General features: G+C 71.7%; 20 protein-coding genes and 1 pseudogene. 11 read left to right on the plus strand and 10 right to left on the minus strand.

What is annotated here, in order from left to right:
* Both EOT10_RS34235 and EOT10_RS34240 read left to right on the plus strand, forming a co-directional pair.
* Positions 1-127, plus strand: a pseudogene (locus EOT10_RS34235) (ectoine/hydroxyectoine ABC transporter ATP-binding protein EhuA); the annotation flags it as partial.
* A gap of 185 nt (positions 128-312) precedes the next feature.
* Positions 313-942 carry a CGNR zinc finger domain-containing protein gene (locus EOT10_RS34240; RefSeq protein WP_127832279.1) on the plus strand — a complete coding sequence of 210 codons (630 nt, stop codon included), beginning with the start codon at positions 313-315 and terminating at the stop codon, positions 940-942.
* Here EOT10_RS34240 and sodX read toward each other — a convergent pair.
* A complete protein-coding gene (gene sodX / locus EOT10_RS34245; protein ID WP_127832280.1) occupies positions 846-1,289 on the minus strand; it encodes a nickel-type superoxide dismutase maturation protease in 444 nt (147 codons plus the stop codon). The two genes, EOT10_RS34240 and sodX, sit on opposite strands and share 97 nt — an antisense overlap.
* Before the next feature lie 166 nt (positions 1,290-1,455).
* Here sodX and sodN point away from each other — a divergent pair, with 166 nt between their 5' ends.
* A complete protein-coding gene (sodN, locus tag EOT10_RS34250; RefSeq protein WP_127832281.1) occupies positions 1,456-1,851 on the plus strand; it encodes a superoxide dismutase, Ni in 396 nt (131 codons plus the stop codon).
* Between the two features lie 92 nt (positions 1,852-1,943).
* Positions 1,944-2,783, plus strand: coding sequence for an ATP-grasp domain-containing protein (locus tag EOT10_RS34255; RefSeq protein ID WP_127832282.1), 840 nt, complete (start codon positions 1,944-1,946; stop codon positions 2,781-2,783).
* On the opposite strand, the gene EOT10_RS34260 is transcribed toward EOT10_RS34255, so the two are convergent.
* The 5 genes from EOT10_RS34260 to EOT10_RS34280 all read right to left on the minus strand — a co-directional run bounded on the left by EOT10_RS34260 (position 2,763) and on the right by EOT10_RS34280 (position 7,125).
* Positions 2,763-4,274 carry an MFS transporter gene (locus EOT10_RS34260; RefSeq protein WP_127832283.1) on the minus strand — a complete coding sequence of 504 codons (1,512 nt, stop codon included), beginning with the start codon at positions 4,272-4,274 and terminating at the stop codon, positions 2,763-2,765. The genes EOT10_RS34255 and EOT10_RS34260 overlap by 21 nt on opposite strands.
* 97 nt (positions 4,275-4,371) lie before the next feature.
* The gene (locus EOT10_RS34265; protein WP_127832284.1) at positions 4,372-4,704 is read right to left on the minus strand and encodes a DUF952 domain-containing protein; all 333 of its coding nucleotides are present in this window, start codon (positions 4,702-4,704) and stop codon (positions 4,372-4,374) included.
* Between the two features lie 21 nt (positions 4,705-4,725).
* Positions 4,726-5,952: an RNA polymerase sigma factor gene (locus EOT10_RS34270; protein WP_127832285.1), complete on the minus strand. Its 1,227-nt coding sequence runs from the start codon at positions 5,950-5,952 to the stop codon at positions 4,726-4,728.
* A gap of 57 nt (positions 5,953-6,009) precedes the next feature.
* Positions 6,010-6,426, minus strand: coding sequence for a YciI family protein (locus tag EOT10_RS34275; protein WP_127832286.1), 417 nt, complete (start codon positions 6,424-6,426; stop codon positions 6,010-6,012).
* A gap of 99 nt (positions 6,427-6,525) precedes the next feature.
* A complete protein-coding gene (locus EOT10_RS34280; protein WP_127832287.1) occupies positions 6,526-7,125 on the minus strand; it encodes a dihydrofolate reductase family protein in 600 nt (199 codons plus the stop codon).
* Between the two features lie 168 nt (positions 7,126-7,293).
* On the opposite strand from EOT10_RS34280, the gene EOT10_RS34285 reads away from it, so the two are divergent.
* Positions 7,294-7,884, plus strand: coding sequence for a TetR/AcrR family transcriptional regulator (locus tag EOT10_RS34285; protein WP_127832288.1), 591 nt, complete (start codon positions 7,294-7,296; stop codon positions 7,882-7,884).
* A 24-nt stretch (positions 7,885-7,908) separates the two neighbouring features.
* Here the strand turns inward: EOT10_RS34285 and EOT10_RS34290 are convergent, their stop codons facing one another.
* The 3 genes from EOT10_RS34290 to EOT10_RS34300 form a co-directional block, all read right to left on the minus strand.
* Positions 7,909-8,568, minus strand: a complete 660-nt coding sequence (locus EOT10_RS34290; protein WP_127832289.1) for a GNAT family N-acetyltransferase — start codon at positions 8,566-8,568, stop codon at positions 7,909-7,911.
* Positions 8,569-8,776: 208 nt separating this feature from the next.
* Positions 8,777-9,859, minus strand: coding sequence for a family 2 encapsulin nanocompartment cargo protein polyprenyl transferase (locus EOT10_RS34295; RefSeq protein ID WP_127832290.1), 1,083 nt, complete (start codon positions 9,857-9,859; stop codon positions 8,777-8,779).
* 5 nt (positions 9,860-9,864) lie between these two features.
* On the minus strand, positions 9,865-11,271 hold the full coding sequence (locus EOT10_RS34300) for a family 2B encapsulin nanocompartment shell protein (protein WP_127832291.1): 1,407 nt from the start codon (positions 11,269-11,271) through the stop codon (positions 9,865-9,867).
* Between the two features lie 209 nt (positions 11,272-11,480).
* Here EOT10_RS34300 and EOT10_RS34305 point away from each other — a divergent pair, with 209 nt between their 5' ends.
* The 3 genes from EOT10_RS34305 to EOT10_RS34315 all read left to right on the plus strand — a co-directional run bounded on the left by EOT10_RS34305 (position 11,481) and on the right by EOT10_RS34315 (position 13,492).
* On the plus strand, positions 11,481-11,714 hold the full coding sequence (locus EOT10_RS34305; RefSeq protein ID WP_127832292.1) for a hypothetical protein: 234 nt from the start codon (positions 11,481-11,483) through the stop codon (positions 11,712-11,714).
* 221 nt (positions 11,715-11,935) lie between these two features.
* On the plus strand, positions 11,936-12,514 hold the full coding sequence (locus EOT10_RS34310) for a peptidoglycan recognition protein family protein (RefSeq protein WP_127832293.1): 579 nt from the start codon (positions 11,936-11,938) through the stop codon (positions 12,512-12,514).
* Positions 12,515-12,562: 48 nt separating this feature from the next.
* Complete coding sequence (locus tag EOT10_RS34315) at positions 12,563-13,492, plus strand: 1-aminocyclopropane-1-carboxylate deaminase/D-cysteine desulfhydrase (RefSeq protein ID WP_127832294.1); 930 nt, start codon at positions 12,563-12,565, stop codon at positions 13,490-13,492.
* A 7-nt stretch (positions 13,493-13,499) separates the two neighbouring features.
* On the opposite strand, the gene EOT10_RS34320 is transcribed toward EOT10_RS34315, so the two are convergent.
* Positions 13,500-15,098 (minus strand): Na+/H+ antiporter, encoded by a 1,599-nt coding sequence (locus EOT10_RS34320; RefSeq protein ID WP_127832295.1) that lies wholly within the window; start codon positions 15,096-15,098, stop codon positions 13,500-13,502.
* A gap of 56 nt (positions 15,099-15,154) precedes the next feature.
* Between EOT10_RS34320 and EOT10_RS34325 the strand changes: the two genes are divergently transcribed.
* From EOT10_RS34325 to EOT10_RS34335, 3 genes are all read left to right on the plus strand, one after another.
* The gene (locus EOT10_RS34325; RefSeq protein ID WP_127832296.1) at positions 15,155-15,415 is read left to right on the plus strand and encodes a UBP-type zinc finger domain-containing protein; all 261 of its coding nucleotides are present in this window, start codon (positions 15,155-15,157) and stop codon (positions 15,413-15,415) included.
* 240 nt (positions 15,416-15,655) lie between these two features.
* Positions 15,656-16,069: an ATP-binding protein gene (locus EOT10_RS34330; protein WP_100595936.1), complete on the plus strand. Its 414-nt coding sequence runs from the start codon at positions 15,656-15,658 to the stop codon at positions 16,067-16,069.
* A complete protein-coding gene (locus tag EOT10_RS34335) occupies positions 16,066-17,121 on the plus strand; it encodes an RNA polymerase sigma factor SigF (RefSeq protein WP_127832297.1) in 1,056 nt (351 codons plus the stop codon). Before EOT10_RS34330 ends, EOT10_RS34335 begins: the two co-directional genes overlap by 4 nt.
* The last annotated feature ends 81 nt before the right edge of the window (positions 17,122-17,202 follow it).

Raw genomic sequence — 17,202 nt, forward strand, 5'->3', positions numbered from 1 at the left:
CCGCGAGGTCGGCGACAGCCTCGTCTTCATGGACGGCGGCGTCGTCGTCGAATCCGGCCACCCCCGCGACGTCCTCACCAACCCCCAGCACGAACGCACCCAGTCCTTCCTCTCCAAGGTCCTGTAAAGCGCGAAGGTCCTGTAAAGCACGACGGTGAAAGGGGCGGTACGGGCCACACGGCCCGTACCGCCCCTTTCCCATGCGCACCCCGTCCCCGTCCCCAGGAACCCTCCCGTACGTAATACCCTCGAATCAGAAGCGTCCATTACGCCCCCACGCCAGCACATAGACCGCCCCGGTAAGGACTCACAGTGGAACTGGCCTATTACTCGGACTACGCCGTACGCCTGGTCAACACCGAGGAACCGGGGCGCGGCAAGGACTCCCTGACCACGGTCGACGCGGTGCGCGACCTGTTCGGGGTCCAGCAGTCGGCGGCCCGGCGCGCCACGGACGCCGACCTGACCCGCTTCCGCGGTGTACGGGCGCGCCTGCGCTCCGTCTTCGACGCGGCGGACAGCGGCGACGAGACGCTCGCCGTCGACCTGCTGAACTCGCTCCTCCTGGAGTTCCCGGTCAGCCCGCAGATCTCCGGGCACGACCACCGCGACGACGACGGCCGCCCGCTGTGGCACATGCACCTGGCGGACCACCCGTCGAACGCGACGGCGGGGTACGCGGCGATCGCCGCGATGGGCCTCGCCTTCCACCTCACCGAGTACGGCGTGGACCGCCTCGGCCTGTGCCAGGCCGCGCCCTGCCGCAACGCCTACCTGGACACGTCGACGAACCGCTCCCGGCGCTACTGCTCGGACCGCTGTGCGACCCGGGCCAACGTGGCGGCCTACCGCGCCCGCAAGCGCGCCGAGGCGGACCGGTCGGACAGCACGGGCCGCAGCGCGGAGAACGCCCACGCCGCGACGGCCACGAGCGAGCGCTGACGCTCGCCCTCCACCCACGGCTTGCGGCGCCGGAGCCGGCCGCGCACCTTGGCGAGGACGAGGTCGTCGGGCACCGCCCCGTACACCTCGCTGTCGCCGCCCGCGTGGGGGTTGTCGCCGAGCACCCACCAACCCCCTTCCCTGCGTTCGGAGATCCGCTTCACCACGAGCAGATCCTGCTGGAACGGGTGCCGCAGGATCACCACGTCCCCCGGCCGCACCCGGGCGCCGTGCTGCACGAGCATCCAGTCCCCCGGATACAGCGTGGGCACCATCGACGGCCCGTCCACCTCGATGATCTGGAACGGCACCCTGGCCTCCCGCGTCTTCGCCGCCGTCTCAGCCATTAAGACATCCTCCCCGGATCCGCCCGCCGGTCCACCGGTCCCATCCTCCACCAGTCCCGGTCGCGCCCTGGACTTTTGTCCTAAGCCCATGGGGGCACCAGAGAAAACCCCTCTGCCACGGAGTAATGTCCCACCTGAGAAGACGATCACGAGGAAGGACAGCTACATGCGTTCCCGCCTGTTTGCCCCCAAGGTGAAGGCCAGCGCCCACTGCGACCTGCCCTGCGGCGTGTACGACCCGGCCCAGGCCCGCATCGAGGCGGAGTCGGTCAAGGCCGTCCAGGACAAGATGGCCGCCAACGACGACGCGGCGTTCCAGACGCGCGCCATCGTCATCAAGGAGCAGCGCGCCGAGCTCGCCAAGCACCACGTGTCGGTGCTGTGGAGCGACTACTTCAAGCCCCCGCACTTCGAGAAGTACCCGGAGCTGCACCAGCTGGTCAACGACACCCTCAAGGCCCTCTCGGCCGCGAAGGCCTCGTCGGACCCGGCCACGGGCCAGAAGGCGCTGGACTACATCGCCCAGATCGACAAGATCTTCTGGGAGACGAAGAAGGCCTGACGCCTTCCCGTCGTCCGTTCCGACAGCACCCGGCATCCGCGCGGAGCCGGGTGCTGTCGGCGTTCCCGGTGGGTTCGGGTAGCGTCCCCCGGATGGACCTGTCGCGCCCCCGCCTTCTCTACGTCACCGATCTCGCGTACCCGGCCCGTGGCCGCCGCTACTGCGACGAGGACATATGGCTGTCGTCGCGTCTGCGCGAGGAGTTCGACGTCGCCCTGTGCCACCCGCTGGACGCCGCCGCCCTGATGGACGGCTTCGACGCGGTCGTCGTGCGCAACAGCGGGCCCGTACTGCACTACCAGGCCGCGTACGACGCGTTCCGTGAGCGGGCGCTCGCCGGCGGGGTGCCGGTCTTCAACGCGCTGTCCGGGAAGGGCGACATGGCCGGGAAGGGCTATCTGCTCGACCTGACCGCCGCCGGGTATCCGGTCATCCCCACGGTCGCCCGGGCAGCCGATCTCCAGCTGCTGCCCGACGCGGACGAGTACGCGGTCAAGCCGGTGCTCGGTGCCGATTCCATCGGCCTGGAGTTCGTCGGCCGCGAGGCGCTGTCCGCCCTGGACCTCGACGGCGGCGCCCTCCTCGTCCAGCCCCGGATCCGCTTCCGCTACGAGGTCTCGTTCTACTTCGTCGACCGGAGCCTCCAGTACGCCCTGTACGCGCCCCGGCCCGAGGAGCGGTGGGCCCTGGAACCGTACGAACCCACCGACGCGGACCGGGAGTTCGCGCAGAAGTTCGTCGACTGGAACACCATCGGCCACGGCATCCAGCGCGTGGACGCCTGCCGCACGCCGGAGGGCGGGCTGCTCCTGGTCGAGCTGGAGGACCTGAACCCCTATCTGTCCCTGGACCTGGCCGGCGCGGACGCGCGGGACGCGTTCGTCACGGCGATGACGCACTCGCTGCGGGGGCTACTGGCCGCCCGCGTCTGACACGGGCGCGTCTGACACGGGCGCGCCGGATCGGCTGTCGCGCCGGGGGCGGAGGAACAGCGCGGCGAGCACCGAACCGGCCGCCACCAGCAGCGCGTTGACGAGTACGGCCGTGGAGACCCCGGACAGGACCGCGTCCGGGCCGCTCGCGCCGGCCACCCGGGCGGTGACGACCGCGCTCATCACGGGGATGCCCATGGCGATGCCGACCTGCTGGGTCATGGTCGCGAGCCCGGTGGCGAGCCCCTGCTCCTCGTCGGGCAGCCCGGACGTGGCCGTCACCATGAAGCCGACGATCACCAGCATGTTGCCGACGCCCCCGACGAACGTCGCCGCGAGGAGCAGCCAGATCCAGGCGCCCGACGTGCCGAGCGCCACCAGGGCGAGCGTCGCGACGGCCTGGACGGCGCCGCCGACGACGATGGTGGTCCGGTTGCCGAGGCGTCCGACGGCTCGGCCGCCGAGCGTGCCGCCGAGCACCGTGCCGAGCCCGAGGACGCCGAAGGCGAGGCCCGTGGCGAGCGGCGAGTAGCCAAGGACTTCCTGCAGGTAGAGCGTGAGCAGGAAGACGAGGGACGTCTCGGTGACGAAGGCGATGAGGCCGGCGGCGTTGCCCCAGATCACGGTGCGCCGCTTGAGGATGCGGAGGGGGACGAGGGGCGCGGCGGCGCGCTTCTCGACGAACCCGAAGGCGACGAGGAGTGCGACTCCGGCGAGCAGCGCGGCAAGGGTCGTGGGGGCGCCCCAGCCGGTCTCGCCGGCCTGCGTGAGGCCATGGACGAGGAGCAGGAGTCCGCCGGTGACGGTCGCGGCGCCGGGCAGGTCGAGGCGGGGGCGGTGCGCGGGGCGGGAGTCGGTGATGACGGACGGGGCGAGGGCGAGGACGAGCGCGGCCACGGGGACGTTGACGAAGAACGCCCAGCGCCAGGAGAGCAGGTCGGTGAGCAGCCCGCCGAGAATCGCGCCCGCGGTGAAGCCGGCGGACATCAGGGCCCCGTTGAGGCCGAGCGCGCGTTCGCGCAGTGGGCCCTCCTTGAACGCGGTGGTCAGGAGGGCGAGTCCGGCCGGGGTGACGGCGGCGGTCGCGAGACCCTGCAACACCCGTGCCACGAGGAGGACTTCGGGCGATCCGGCGAGCCCTCCGAGGAGGGAGGAGGTGCCGAGGACCGCCATGCCGGCGAGGAACAGCCGCTTGCGGCCCACGAGGTCGGCGACGCGGCCGAAGAGCAGGGTGAACCCGGCGGCGGCGAGCGCGAACGACGTCGCGATCCACTGGAGTCGGGACAGCGGGAAGCCGAGGCCCTCGCCGACGACGGGCAGCGCGACGTTCAGGATCGAGAAGTCCACGGCGATCATGAACTGGGCGCCGAGGAGGAGGGTGAGGACGAGCTTCTGCCGGGCCGTCATGCGCGGGGGCGACGCGACGGCGGGGGCGGGTGAGGTCTGTGTGGGTGTGGTCTGTGTGGGTGAGGTTCGCGTGGGCGCCGACATGGCGGGCGGGCTCCTTAAATGGCTCAACGTTCCCGTTAAGGCACGCCAAACGTAACAGAGGGGAGCGCACTAAAGGAACCCACGTCCCATTACGGCTTCATCGGTCCGCCCCCCACCCCAGCACGACGGTCACGGCGTCGACCGGCAACGGCCCGTAGATGTGCGGGAATTCCTCGCCGCCGGGCTTCGCCGCCTCGAACCTGACCGGTGCGGGCACCCGCGTGCTGTCGATGACCAGGACCACCAGCTCGTCGGGCCCGTCGTAATCGCCGTACAGGAAGTCGGCCACCGGCTGGAGCTGGTGGGCGAGCGAGCAGTGGATGAAGCCCTCTTCGGCGAGGGTCCGGCCGCGCGTGGACACCTCGTAGGCGCCGGACCGGCAGGCCGCGTCCCACAGGGCGCGTTCGGTGATGTGCAGGAGTTCAGTCATACGGGACAACGTACGGGCGCGTCAGCCGAGGCGGGCCGCCCGGACGCCCAGATAACGCTTCTCCGGGCGGCTGAGCGTGCCGCTCGCCGCCGCCTGGTAGGCCGCCCGCGCCGCGTCACGGTCCCCGGCCAGTTCAAGGAGGTGACCGCGCACGGCGGCGAGCCGGTGGTGCCCGCCCAGGGCCTCCGTCAGTTTGTCCGTCTCCGCCAGGCCCGCCTCGGGCCCGTGCACCATGGCCACGGCGACCGCCCGGCCGAGCGCGGCCATCGCGTCGCCCTCGGGCACGACCCGCACGAGCAGGTCGTAGAGGGCGAGGATCTGCGGCCAGTCGGTGTCCTCGGCGCGCGACGCCTCGTCGTGCAACGCGGCGATGGCCGCCTGGAGTTGGTACGGGCCCACCGGTCCGCGCGGGAGCGCCGCGGCGACCAGCGCGACGCCCTCCGCGATCGCCTCGCGGTCCCACAGGGAGCGGTCCTGTTCGTCGAGGCGGACCAGTTCGCCCGCAGCGTCGGTGCGGGCCGCGCGGCGCGCGTCGGTGAGCAGCATGAGGGCGAGCAGCCCGGCGACCTCGCTGTCGTCGGGCAGCAGCGCACGGACGGCGCGGGTCAGCCGGATCGCCTCTCGGGCCAGGTCGGCGCGCTGGAGCCGGGGCCCCGACGACGCCGTGTACCCCTCGTTGAAGATCAGGTAGAGAACCTGGAGGACGGCGGGCAGGCGCTCGCGCCAGTCGCCGGGGAGGCTGAACCGCACGCCCCGCACCTTCTGCTTGGCGCGGCTGACGCGCTGCGCCATGGTCGGCTCCGGCACGAGGAAGGCGCGGGCGATCTCGGCGGTCGTCAGGCCGCCGACTGCGCGCAGGGTGAGGGCGATCTGGGCGGCGGGGGTGAGCTCCGGGTGGCAGCACAGGTAGAGCAGGGTGAGGGTGTCGTCCTCGGAGGGGGCCCGGCTCTCGCCAGGCGGTGGCGCCGTGAACGCGTCGCGCGGGGTGAGCGCCGCGTCCGCCTCCTCGCGTCTGCGGCGTGCGTCGTCGCTGCGCAGGGTGTCGACGAGGCGCCGGGACGCGACCTTGATCAGCCAGCCGCGCGGGTTGCCGGGCACCCCGGCCTCGGGCCACTGCCGGGCGGCGGCGAGCAGGGCCTCCTGCACTGCGTCCTCGGCGGCGTCGAAGTGCCCGTAACGGCGGACGAGCGCGCCGAGGACCTGCGGCGCGTTACGGCGGAGCAGGTCCTCGGTCTCCGGGGTCAGCACCGCGGCCGGTCCTCGGTCGACGCGGTCAGCACCGCAGCACGTCCTCGGTCGACGCGGTCAGCACAAGTCGCCGCCGCCGTCCAGGATGGGGCGGATGACGACCGGGCGGACGGGTGCGCCCTCGGGTCCGGGGCACTCGGCGACGCGCTTGGCGATCTCCGTGACGCGGTCCAGGCTCTCGCATTCGAGGACCCAGTAACCGGCGAGCAGTTCCTTGGTCTCCCCGTAGGGGCCGTCACTGATCACGGGCGGGCCGTCCACGCCGGGGGTGACGAAGCGGGTCTGCGCGGGCTCCGCCAGGCCGTTGCCGTCGAGCATCTCCCCGGTCTCGGCGAGGTCGTCGTTGATGCTCCGCATGTGGGCGAACATCGCCCGCAGCTCCTCCTCGCTCCAGGCCGGGTTGCCGTCGGACGGCTTGCCCCGCATCGCCTCGTAGTCGAGCTGTGTGCCCTGCACCATCACCAGGTACTTCATGGCTCTGCGCTCCTTCGGTCCGCCGTCCGCCGGGCGCGGGCGGCTTCATCGGAGACGTCGGAGCGGCAGCAGCGTTCTCGACACCGCCCGGAAAAAAGTCTAGTCGGGGAGGCCCGGACGCTTCCTGCTGTACGTCCGTACGGTCACGCCGTTGCCGAACGTGCGGTTCCGCGTCGGTTCGAACTCGGTGACCGCGAAGCCGGAGCGGAACATCGGCATGCCCGAGCCCAGGATCACCGGGTAGGTCTTGAGCACCAGCTCGTCCACCTCGTCGGCGAGCTCACCGGCGAGCGTCGCGCCGCCGCACAGCCAGATGTCGAACTCGCCGTCCTCCGCCTTCAGTTCACGGATCTTCCCGACGAGGTCGTCGGCGACGAGCTCCACGTTCGGGTCGGGGGACTTCTCGATCGAGCGCGTCGCGACGTACTCGCGCAGGTGCCCGTACGGGCTGGTCATACCGGCGTCCAGGCCGAGCTGGTAGCTGGCCCGGCCCTGGATGACGGTGTCGAAACGCTGGTTGGCCCGGTGTTCCAGGCCGAGGGCCCGCCGGCCCTGCGCCGAGATCGTCTCGGGGTACTCGGTCTTGAGGAAGCCGAGGAACTCGTCGTCCAGGAAGGACATGAAGGCGTTCGCATCCCCGTCCGGACCGCCGATGAAGCCGTCGACCGACACGGCGACGAAGTACGTGAGCTTTCGCAAGTCGTTCTCTTTCCGCAGGCGACAAGGGTGTCCGGGGGCGTGCCGTGGGCGGTGCGCCGTGGGCGGCACGTGACGCGGCCGGCACGTGACCCGTCCGAACCACTGCAGTTATAGTGCTTCACCTGTAGTGGTTGCAAGAGGTTTCCCTGAGAGAAGGAGCGTCGGCGGATGGCGAGGAATGCGGAGCGCAGGGCGGCCCTGGTGGACGCGGCGGTGGAAGTGCTCGCGGGAGAGGGCGCGCGCGGCCTCACCTTCCGCGCGGTGGACGCGGCGGCGGGTGTCCCCACGGGCACCGCGTCGAACTACTTCACCAGCCGCGACGACCTGCTGCACCAGATCGACGTGCGGCTGCACGCGCGTCTCGCCCCGGACCCCGCGGTGGTCGCCGAGCTACTGGAGCGGCCGAGGGACCGCGACCTCGTCGCGGCGTTCATGCACGACCTGCTCGGCCGCGCGCAGCGCGAGCGCACCGGCTATCTGGCCATGCTGGAGATGCGCCTGGAGGCGGGCCGCCGGCCCGAGTTGCGCGCGTCCCTCATGAAGTCGCTCCGCGACGACCTCGACTTCGGCATCTCGTTCCACGCCGAGGCGGGCCTCCCCGGCGGCGCGGAGACGGTGACCGTGCTCTATCTCGCCGTACTGGGACTCATCCTGGAACACCTGACGATGCCGGGGATGCTCGACGGCGCGGTGCCCGGCGTGAGCGTCCCGGACGGCCTCGTGGACCGGATCGTACGGACGGTCGTACCGCGGGAGTAGCTGACGAAGCCGGACGGTGAGGGATCAATTCCCTTGCGGGTCCCGCCACATGGGCCACATCGTCGGCCCGTCGGGCAGCGCGATCCCGCTGCCGGTGCAGGTGAAGCCGAGCCGCTCGTACAGCACACGGCTACGGGCGCTGCTCGCCTCCAGGTAGGCCGGGGCGCCGTCCTGGTCGCACCGGTCGAGGACGGGGGTCATCAGCGCGGTGCCCAGGCCCTCGCCCTGCCGCTCCGGTTCCACGGCGATCATCCACAGGTACTCGTGGGCGCGGTCGCGCGGGTGGGCCGCCGAGGTCAGCCGGCCGATCTCCTCCACCCGTTCGTTGTCCGGGTCCACGGCCGCGCGCAGCTGCGCGGGCCCGTCATCGGCGTGAGTGTCGGGGTCGAGATCGGGGTCGGCGTCGGGGTCGGGATCGGGGTCAGCGGTCCCGTCCGTGCCGCCGGGCGCGGCCGGGACCGACAGCCAGAGCGCGGCCGCCGCACCGTCCTCGGTGATGTCGACATAGCCCTCGCTCAGCGAGATGTCGACGAAGGCCGCCATGAGGGCCGCGTGCGTGCGGCGGCGGTGGGCCAGGCCGGGGAAGACCCAGCCGCTCACCGGGTCGTCCATGAACGCCACGTCGAGCAGCCGCACGAGATCCGCCCGGTCGTCCTCCGTGGCCCTCCGGATCGCCACGCCCATGGTTGGCCCGCCCCCTCATGTCGCGGCCCGCTTCAACGGGCCGTGCCCCTGCGCCGGTTGGCCGTCCCACGCCGGCCCGTCGGCAGCCTAGGCGATCGGCTCCGTACGCGCGTGCGGGCCCCACACTCCTCCCGGAACGCGGGACCCGCACGTCATAACGCCGTGCCCCCGGTGGCCGATCCAGCGGCCGACAGATGGCTCATGGTGGCTAATGGTTTCGCCGCGTCACGAACTCCGCGAGCGAGAGCAGTCCGCCCGCGGCCTCCGGCACCGGGACCGCCCGGGACAGCTGGTGCACCGCACGGGCCATCCGGTCGGCGGCGTGCAGCTGTGCCCAGTCACGTCCCCCGGCCCGCTCGACGGCCAGCGCCATGGCCTCCAGCTCTTCTTCCCGCGGCGGGCCGTCGTCCGGTCCCACCACGCCGTAGAGCGCGGCCAGCCGACCGGCCTCGGGTGTGCCCGAGACGAGCGCCGCCACGACCGGCAGGGACTTCTTGCGGACCGCCAGATCGGCGCCCGCCGCCTTGCCCGTACGGGCCGGATCCCCCCAGATCCCGATGACGTCGTCGATCAGCTGGAACGCGAGCCCGGCCTCCCTGCCGAACCTGTCGAGGGCCACGACCTCCTCCTCCCCGGCCCCCGCGTAGAGCCCTCCGATCGCGCAGCAGCAGCCGAGCAGCGCCCCCGTCTTCGCCTCCGCCATGACGAGGCACTCGTCGAGCGTGACCTCGTCCGGGGCGCGCCGCTCCAGGGCGACGTCGACCACCTGGCCCTCGCACAGCTCCACGACACAGGCCGCGATCCGGGCGGCCGCCGCCCGGGCCGCCGGATGCGGGTCCTCGGCGAGCAGCCGCTGCGCGAGCGCCTGGAGCCCGTCGCCCGCCAGGATCGCGTCGGCCTCCCCGAAGACGGTCCACGCGGTCGGCCGGTGCCTGCGCGTGGCGTCCCCGTCGATGACGTCGTCGTGCAGCAGCGTGAAGTTGTGGACGAGTTCCAGGGCCGCCGCGGCCCGTACGGCGAGCTCCGGGTCTCCCCCGAGCGCCCGCGCCGCGGCGAGGACGAGCGCCGGTCTGATGGCCTTGCCCGCGTGCCCCGCCGCCGGAGTGCCGTCGGCGTGCTCCCACCCGAAGTGGTAGAGCGCGACGCGGCGCAGCGACGCCGGCAGGGTCTCCACGGCCCTGCGCAGCTCCGGGTCCACCCGCGCCCTGGCCTGCGCCAGGATCGACGCCGCCTCCTGGCCCTCCGAAGCCGCCTGCTGCGGCGGCACTATGGACTGCTTGGTCCGCGCCATGAGCGTCACCGCCACCTGCCGATCTCGACGTTCTCCAGGACACCGAGCGCGTCCGGGACGAGTACCGCGGCCGAGTAGTACGTGGTCACCAGGTAGGAGATGATCGCCTGCTCGCTGATGCCCATGAACCGCACCGACAGGCTCGGCTCGATCTCGTCCGGGATGCCCGTCTGCTGCAGCCCGATGACGCCCTGTTCCTCCTCGCCGGTACGCATCGCGATGATCGAGGTCGTACGGGCCTCGCTGACCGGGATCTTGTTGCACGGGTAGATGGGCACACCGCGCCACGTGGGGATGCGGGTGCCCCCCATGTCGATGGTCTCGGGGACGAGTCCGCGCTTGTTGAGCTCGCGGCCGATCGCCGCGATCGCGCGCGGGTGGGCGAGCAGCATCTTCGTGCCGCGCCGCCTGCTGATGAGTTCGTCCAGGTCGTCCGGGCCCGGCACGCCGTCGTGCGGCTGGAGCCGCTGGTCGTACTCGCAGTTGTTGAGGAGCCCGAACTCCCTGTTGTTGACGAGTTCGTGCTCCTGGCGTTCCTTCAACGCCTCGACGGTGAGGCGGAGCTGGTGCTCCGTCTGGTTCATCGGCTGGTTGTAGAGGTCCGCCACGCGCGAGTGGACCCGCAGGACGGTCTGGGCGACGCTCAGCTCGTACTCGCGCGGCGCCGCGTCGTAGTCGACGTACGTGCCCGGGAGGACCGCCTCGCCGACGTGGCCCGCGGAGAGGTCGATCTGCTTCTCGCCGTAACTGTTCGCCCGCTGCTGCGGCACGGACCGCAGCCCCTGCAGGTGTCCGGCGAGGCTCTCGGAGCGCTCGGCGACCTGCTCCAGGTCCTGGCGCGGCAGCGTGAGCACGGTGCACGTGGTCACGGCGCGCGCCGTGTACTCCCAGATGGCGTCCCGGTCGAGGAGCGCCTGCTCGCCGAAGTACGCCCCGTCGGCGAGGACCCCGAGGACGGCGTCGTCACCGTAGGGGCCCGTGCCGATCTTCTCGACCTTGCCGTGGGCGAGGAGGAAGACCTCGTCCGCCGCACTGCCGAACGAGGCGAGCAGCTCGCCCGGTGCGTACTCCCGCTGCCGGCAGCGCACCGCCAGCTCGCCGAGCACCTCCTGGTCCCCGTACTCCCTCAGCGCGGGCAGTTCGCCGAGCTCCGCGGGGATGACCCGCACCTGGTCCCCGGTCTTCACGAACGTCACACGTCCGTCGCCGACCGAGTAGCTGAGCCGCCGGTTCACCCGGTACGTGCCACCCTGCACGTTCACCCACGGCAGGGTCCGCAGCAGCCACCTGGAGCTGATCTCCTGCATCTGTGGCGCGGACTTGGTGGTGGTGGCCAGATTCCGCGCGGCGGATGTGCCGAGACTCTGCTGCGGCTCGGACTCTTCCGCGCGGACCTCTTCGCCTACCGACATGGGCTTTGCCTCCCGATCAAGAACTGACCTGCGGCAACCAGCCTTCCAGCACGCAGCGTGGCCGCGCCATTACACAAACGAGCGGGGTTGAGCGAGAGTGGACGGGGCACGAGCCCGTTTTCCGGGTGGTGAACTCCGGTGCGGAGGAACTACAAGATCCCGGCGGGCGTTCAACCGGTAGACCGTGGCACCTATGACGGGAGACAGCGATGGCAGGCTTCCTGGACCGCGCCAAGGAGCAGGCGCAGCAGGCACTCAACCAGGGCAAGCAGAAGGTGGACGAGGTGCAGGCGCACCGGGCGGGCGGCGACCTCCTGAAGAAGCTGGGCGCGGCGTACTACGCGGAGCGCAAGGGGACGGGCACGCCCGAGGCGACGCAGGCCGCGCTCGGGGCCCTGGAGAGTCACGTCGCGGAGCACGGGGACGGCTTCCTGAGAAGCTGACGCCTCCGGCGGCCGACGGCCACACCACCCTGCCCCTGGCTCTGACCCTGGCTCTGACCCTGGCTCTGACTTCTGACTCCGACGCTGACGCTGACCGGAACGGCTCGCACGCGATGCGAACAAGTAGTACCCGCGAGCCGGTTCGGGTACAAGCGGCGGTACGAGACGGCCGCGCCCGGCAGCCGTCGCACCCGCGAACGGAGGCGGCCGTGGCCCCACCCATGTCCGCAAGCAGCTTCCTGGACGCCCTCAGGAGCGAGGGCCTGACGGTGGTCCAGGTCGGCGACTGGAGACACCACAACCGGAACGGCAAGGGGCCCTGGGGTCCCGTGCACGGCGTGATGATCCACCACACCGCGACGTCCGGCGGCAAGCGCACCGTCGAGCTCTGCCGGAACGGTCATCCGGACCTGCCGGGCCCGCTGTGCCACGGCGTCATCACCAAGGACGGCCACGTACACCTCGTCGGCTACGGCCGGGCCAACCACGCCGGCCTCGGCGACGACGACGTCCTGCGCGCCGTCATCGCCGAGAGAACGCTGCCCCACGACAACGAGGCGAACACGGACGGCAACCGCTGCTTCTACGGCTTCGAGTGCGAGAACCTCGGCGACGGCGAGGACCCCTGGCCCGCGGTCCAGCTGGAGGCCGTCGAGAAGGCGGCGGCCGCGGTGTGCCGCCATCACGGCTGGACCGAGCGGTCGGTGATCGGCCACAAGGAGTGGCAGCCCGGCAAGGTCGACCCGCGCGGCTTCACCATGGCCTCGATGCGGGCGCGCGTCCACGACCGGCTCAAGTAGCGCGCCCTCGGCACGCGGCCCCCGGCGGGCCCCTTGCACAATGTCCGGGTGACCCCGCCGACCTCGCCGAACCCGCTTCCGCACCCCCGGCTGCCTTCGCCGGTGGAGCCGGTCGACGACGACCGGTTCCACCGCCACGGCGTACGCCTCCTGCTCAAGCGCGACGACCTCATCCACCCCGACCTGCCCGGGAACAAGTGGCGCAAGCTGGCCCCGAACCTGGCGGCGACGACCGCCGCGGGCCACCGCACCCTGCTGACGTTCGGCGGCGCGTACTCCAACCATCTGCGGGCCACGGCCGCCGCGGGCCGCCTCCTGGGCCTCGGGACCATCGGCGTCGTACGCGGCCAGGAGCTCGCGGAGCGGCCCCTGAACGCGTCCCTCGCGCGGTGCGTGGCCGACGGTATGCGCCTGCACTTCGTCGACCGGGCGACGTACCGGGAGAAGCGGGATCCGGCCACGCTCGCGCGGATCCTGCGCGCGGTGGCGCCGCCCGACGGGCCGCCGGAAACCCCCTACGTCGTCCCCGAGGGCGGCAGCAACACCGCCGCCGTGCGCGGCTGCGTGGCGCTCGGGCACGAGCTGCGCCAGGCCGCCGACGTGGTGGGCGTCGCGTGCGGCACCGGCGGCACCCTCGCCGGGCTCGCCGCGGGACTCGCCGCGGGGCAGCGCGCCCTCGGCATCCCTGTCCTCAGGGGCGGCTTCCTCGGCGACGAGATACGCACGCTCCAGGAGGAGGCGTTCGGCGCCCGGCGCGGCGACTGGTCCCTGGACGAGCGCTTCCACTGCGGCGGCTACGGCCGCACCACCCCCGCCCTCCTCGCCTTCGCCGAAGACTTCGAACAGCGTCACGGCGTCCCCATAGAGCGCCTCTATGTGGCCAAACTGCTGCACGGTCTGCTGACCCTCACCGAAGAGGGCGCGTTCCCGCCGGGCACGCGCGTGGCAGCCGTGATCACGGGAACGCCCTCTCCGTAGCGGAGCGTCACTCGTCGACCTCCCGGTGGGCCGCCGCCTCCTCCAGGTCGAGCTTGCGCAGCAGCGTGCGCATCATCTCGTCGTCGATCCGCCGCTCGTCCCGCAGCCGTACGAAGACCTCGCGCTCGGCCGCGATCGCCTCCCGGGTGAGCCGGCGGTAGGTGTCGTCGGCGGACTCCCCCGTCACCGGGTTGGTCTGGCCGAGCCGCTCCCACACGGAGTTGCGGCGCCGCTCCAGGACGGTCCGCAGCCGGTCCTCAAGCGGCTGGGGCAGGCAGTTGCGCTGGTCCGACATCAGCTCGTCGATGCGCGCCTCGGCGGCCTGCGAGGCGACGGTCTGTGCCTGCGCCTCGGCCAGCGTCTCGGCCTGTGCGTCACGGCCCGGCAGCTTCAGGAGCTTGATCAGCCAGGGCAGCGAGAGCCCCTGGACGACGAGGGTGCCGATCACGGTCGTGAACGTCAGGAACAGGACGAGGCTGCGCGAGGGGAACGGGCTCCCGTCCTCGACGACCATCGGGATGGAGAAGGCGATCGCCAGCGACACGACCCCGCGCATCCCCGCCCAGCTCACGATCAGCGGCCGCCGCCAGTCGCTGTCCCGCTCCCGTTCCCTGATACGCGAGGAGAGGCACAGGGGAAGGTAGGTCGCCGGGTACGACCACACGAAGCGCATCGCGACGACGAGGACGAAGACCGCGACGGCGTACCAGAGGGCCTGTCCCACGCTGTACTCGCCGAGGTCCTTCAGGACGACGGGCAGTTGCAGTCCGATGAGTGCGAAGACCGCCGACTCCAGGATGAAGGCGACCACCTTCCACACGGCGGCCTCCTGGAGGCGCGTCTCGAAGTCGACCTGCCAGGAGCGGTGCCCCAGGTAGAGGGCGACCGTGACCACGGCGAGCACTCCGGAGGCGCCGACCTGCTCGGCGGCCGCGTAGGCGACGAACGGGATGAGCAGGGAGAGCGTGTTCTGCAGGATCGCCTCCCGCAGGTGCGTGCGCAGCCAGTGCAGCGGCACCATCAGGATCAGCCCGACCCCGATCCCGCCGACGGCCGCCACCAGGAACTCCTGGATGCCGCCCACCCAGCTGGCACCCTCCCCGACCGCGGCCGCCAGCGCCACCTTGTAGGCGGTGATGGCGGTGGCGTCGTTCACCAGGGACTCGCCCTGGAGGATCGTCGTGATCCGCGCCGGCAGCCCCACCCTGCGCGCGATGGCCGTCGCCGCGACCGCGTCCGGCGGGGCGATCACGGCCCCCAGGACGAGCGCGGCCGTCAGCGGCAGATCGGGGATCAGCTCGTACGCGAGCCAGCCCACGGCGACCGTCGCGAACAGCACGTACCCGACGGAGAGCAGCGCGACCGGTCTGACGTTGGCCCGCAGATCGAGGTAGGAGCTGTCCAGGGCCGCGGTGTGCAGCAGCGGCGGCAGGATCAGCGGCAGCACGATGTGCGGGTCGAGCGTGTACTGCGGCACCCCCGGCAGGTACGACGCCACGAGCCCCACCGCGACGAGCAGCAGCGGCGCGGGGACCGGGGTCCTGCGCGCGGCCCCCGCCACCGCCGCGCTCGCCGCGATCAGTCCCACCAGGGGTGCTACGTCCATCAGTCCGTCCCTCCGCCGTCCGCCATGCCGCCGCCGCCCGTCGTAACCTGGCCATCATGAACGAGTGCCCGCACGTCGAAGCGCTGCCGCAGCCCGAACCCGCACCTCTGAGCGACACCTGTCTCGAGTGCCTCGCGGCCGGTACGCACTATGTGCAGCTGCGGCTCTGCCTGGTGTGCGGACACGTGGGCTGCTGCGACTCGTCGCCCTTGCAGCACGCGACGCAGCACTTCAAGGAGACGGGCCACGCGGTCATGCGGACGTTCGAGCCCGGAGAGAGCTGGCGCTGGTGCTTCGTGGACAACCTGCTCGTCTGAGGTTCGACCGCGCGGGGCCTGGGTACGTCAACCCGGCGCCCGCTCTTTCCAATTGAGCCCGCACACCCCCTAGCCACTGTGCGTACCCGTAGACTTACTATGAGTGACACCGACGGGCCGGGGGTCCCCGGGACAGAAGACTTGGGCGCGCGGTAGCGTCACCGCTGAACACGTAGCGCGTCACCCCGGGGGACGAACCCCCCGGAGCCCGAAAGTGCTTGTACCACCATGGAGGTGAGGGTGTCCCAGATCGCAGGCGAGCCCGGGAATCAGGACTTCGTAGAAGTCCGGCTGCCGGCTGCGGGTGCCTACCTGTCGGTGCTGCGGACGGCCACGGCCGGCCTCGCGGCGCGTTTGGACTTCACCCTCGACGAGATCGAGGACCTCCGTATCGCGGTCGACGAGGCCTGCGCGATCCTGCTCCAGCAGGCCGTGCCCGGCTCCGTCCTCAGCTGCGTCTTCCGGCTCGTCGACGACTCGCTGGAGGTGACGGTCTCGGCGCCCACCACCGACGGCCGCGCCCCGGAGCGCGACACCTTCGCCTGGACGGTGCTGTCGGCCCTCGCGGGCAAGGTGGACTCCACCGTGGCCGACGACAACACCGTCTCGATCAGCCTCTACAAACAGCGCGGCGCGGGTCCCGGGCCGGCGTGAGAGACGGGGACGGGCCGGTGCGGGACGAGAAACACGGCACACAGGACCTCCCGGCCGACGGCGGGGACGGGATGCAGCGGCTGACCGGCGGCATCCCCGAACAGCAGGCCCGGCCACACCCCCAGGACCCCGCGGACCCCGCGGACCTGGACCGGCCGGGTCCGGCGGCGGTGGCCGATGCGTCGGAGCAGGAAGAGCCGGCCGGCGGAGAGAAGATCTCCGCGGGACCGGACGCGCGACGGGCGGGATGGATGAGCGAGCACGAGCGACACGGTGAGCAGCAGCGCCGGCACGACCCGCGGGACCGCAGCGGCGCGCGGGCGATGTTCATCGAGCTGCGCACCCTGCAGGACGGCAGCCCGGAGTACGCGGACCTGCGCAATCAGCTGGTCCGTATGCATCTGCCGCTCGTCGAGCACCTGGCCCGCCGCTTCCGTAACCGCGGCGAGCCGCTCGACGACCTGACCCAGGTCGCCACGATCGGCCTGATCAAGTCGGTGGACCGGTTCGACCCGGAGCGCGGCGTGGAGTTCTCCACGTACGCGACGCCGACGGTCGTCGGGGAGATCAAGCGGCACTTCCGCGACAAGGGCTGGGCGGTGCGCGTCCCGCGGCGGCTGCAGGAGCTGCGTCTCGCGCTGACCACGGCGACGGCGGAGCTGTCGCAGCTGCACGGCCGCTCCCCCACGGTCCACGAGCTCGCCGAGAAGCTGGCGATCTCGGAGGAGGAGGTCCTGGAGGGCCTGGAGTCGGCCAACGCGTACTCCACGCTGTCCCTGGACGTCCCCGACACGGACGACGAGTCGCCGGCGGTCGCGGACACCCTGGGCTCGGAGGACGAGGCGCTGGAGGGCGTCGAGTACCGCGAGTCCCTCAAGCCGCTCCTGGAGGACCTGCCGCCGCGCGAGAAGCGGATCCTGCTCCTTCGCTTCTTCGGGAACATGACGCAGTCGCAGATCGCGCAGGAGGTCGGCATCTCCCAGATGCACGTCTCCCGCCTGCTGGCCCGCACCCTGGCCCAGCTCAGGGAGAAGCTCCTCGTGGAGGAGTGAGACCGTCTACTTCTGTAGGCCGTCTGCTTCTGTAGATCGTCTGCTTCTGTAGATCGTCTGCTTCTGTAGATCGTCTGCTTC

This window comes from Streptomyces antnestii (assembly GCF_004005495.1).
Lineage (GTDB): Bacteria > Actinomycetota > Actinomycetes > Streptomycetales > Streptomycetaceae > Streptomyces > Streptomyces antnestii.

Excerpts from the sequence above, each read along its gene's own strand:
- sodX (WP_127832280.1), bottom strand. The coding sequence starts at position 1,289 with ATGGCTGAGACGGCGGCGAAGACGCGGGAGGCCAGGGTGCCGTTCCAG.
- sodN (WP_127832281.1), top strand. The coding sequence starts at position 1,456 with ATGCGTTCCCGCCTGTTTGCCCCCAAGGTGAAGGCCAGCGCCCACTGC.
- EOT10_RS34255 (WP_127832282.1), top strand. The coding sequence starts at position 1,944 with ATGGACCTGTCGCGCCCCCGCCTTCTCTACGTCACCGATCTCGCGTAC.
- EOT10_RS34260 (WP_127832283.1), bottom strand. The coding sequence starts at position 4,274 with ATGTCGGCGCCCACGCGAACCTCACCCACACAGACCACACCCACACAG.
- EOT10_RS34265 (WP_127832284.1), bottom strand. The coding sequence starts at position 4,704 with ATGACTGAACTCCTGCACATCACCGAACGCGCCCTGTGGGACGCGGCC.
- EOT10_RS34275 (WP_127832286.1), bottom strand. The coding sequence starts at position 6,426 with ATGAAGTACCTGGTGATGGTGCAGGGCACACAGCTCGACTACGAGGCG.
- EOT10_RS34285 (WP_127832288.1), top strand. The coding sequence starts at position 7,294 with ATGGCGAGGAATGCGGAGCGCAGGGCGGCCCTGGTGGACGCGGCGGTG.
- EOT10_RS34290 (WP_127832289.1), bottom strand. The coding sequence starts at position 8,568 with ATGGGCGTGGCGATCCGGAGGGCCACGGAGGACGACCGGGCGGATCTC.
- EOT10_RS34295 (WP_127832290.1), bottom strand. The coding sequence starts at position 9,859 with ATGGCGCGGACCAAGCAGTCCATAGTGCCGCCGCAGCAGGCGGCTTCG.
- EOT10_RS34300 (WP_127832291.1), bottom strand. The coding sequence starts at position 11,271 with ATGTCGGTAGGCGAAGAGGTCCGCGCGGAAGAGTCCGAGCCGCAGCAG.
- EOT10_RS34305 (WP_127832292.1), top strand. The coding sequence starts at position 11,481 with ATGGCAGGCTTCCTGGACCGCGCCAAGGAGCAGGCGCAGCAGGCACTC.
- EOT10_RS34310 (WP_127832293.1), top strand. The coding sequence starts at position 11,936 with ATGTCCGCAAGCAGCTTCCTGGACGCCCTCAGGAGCGAGGGCCTGACG.
- EOT10_RS34320 (WP_127832295.1), bottom strand. The coding sequence starts at position 15,098 with ATGGACGTAGCACCCCTGGTGGGACTGATCGCGGCGAGCGCGGCGGTG.
- EOT10_RS34325 (WP_127832296.1), top strand. The coding sequence starts at position 15,155 with ATGAACGAGTGCCCGCACGTCGAAGCGCTGCCGCAGCCCGAACCCGCA.